Below are 606 nucleotides of genomic sequence, written 5' to 3' on the forward strand. Positions count from 1 at the left end.
CGAGAGACACGACAGGCGGCAGCCGCGCCAGCGTAAATGGTTTTTAGTCTTCCCTTTTGGGCTGTTACTGCGCGAGCTCGGGCATCTGCGTGATGGCGTCTCCGAAGATGAAGACGATGGTAACGGCGGACCCGAGGACGACGAGGAAGGCGCCGATTTTGATGAGTCGGAGCTGCCTTTCGGTGGTGCTTCCGCGCCGGAACAGGTAGGCGACCAGCAGGACGACGACGCCGATGCCGAGCAGGGTGACTCCGGGGAGCAGCAGGGCGCTCATTATTCGAGGGGCCTTCCGGTGGGGATTTCGCCGGCGTGCATTCCGGCCCATGCCTTGCCGCCGTTGTATTCCTTCTCCAGGCGCTCGACTTCGGCCATGACGGCGTTGGCGATGAAGTCGGAGAACGAGCGGGTGCCGGTGTTGGCGCGGGTCCAGTTGTAGGCGGCGCGGGCGCGGGCGGTGTCGTCGGCGTCCTGGGCGTAGCCGACCTTCCGCTTGCCAGCGCTCTCGCGGACGACCTCGGCGGCCGTGCCGGTGGACTCCCCCGCCGCGGGCGCGTCCTGTGGGGTGCCGATGACGGGGTCCTGGGGGGCTGCCTTGGCGAGCTTGCC

The 606-nt window shown here is 67.5% G+C and carries 2 protein-coding genes; both read right to left on the bottom strand.

Features of this window, described 5'->3' with window-relative positions; all coding sequences use genetic code 11:
* Nucleotides 1-64: 64 nt before the first annotated feature.
* Entirely contained in the window at nucleotides 65-274 is a 210-nt protein-coding gene (locus WDV86_RS07400) for a hypothetical protein (protein ID WP_339566970.1), read from the bottom strand.
* Nucleotides 274-606, bottom strand: a 333-nt coding sequence (locus tag WDV86_RS07405) for a ParB family protein (RefSeq protein WP_339566971.1), incomplete at its 5' end; no start/stop codon positions are given. The genes WDV86_RS07405 and WDV86_RS07400, both read right to left, overlap by 1 nt.

Origin of the sequence: Pseudokineococcus sp. 1T1Z-3 (genome assembly GCF_037482365.1) — a bacterium.
Lineage (GTDB): Bacteria > Actinomycetota > Actinomycetes > Actinomycetales > Quadrisphaeraceae > Pseudokineococcus.

What these genes read in the sequence shown, in the direction of transcription:
- WDV86_RS07400 (WP_339566970.1), bottom strand. Translation starts at nt 274, where the DNA reads ATGAGCGCCCTGCTGCTCCCCGGAGTCACCCTGCTCGGCATCGGCGTC.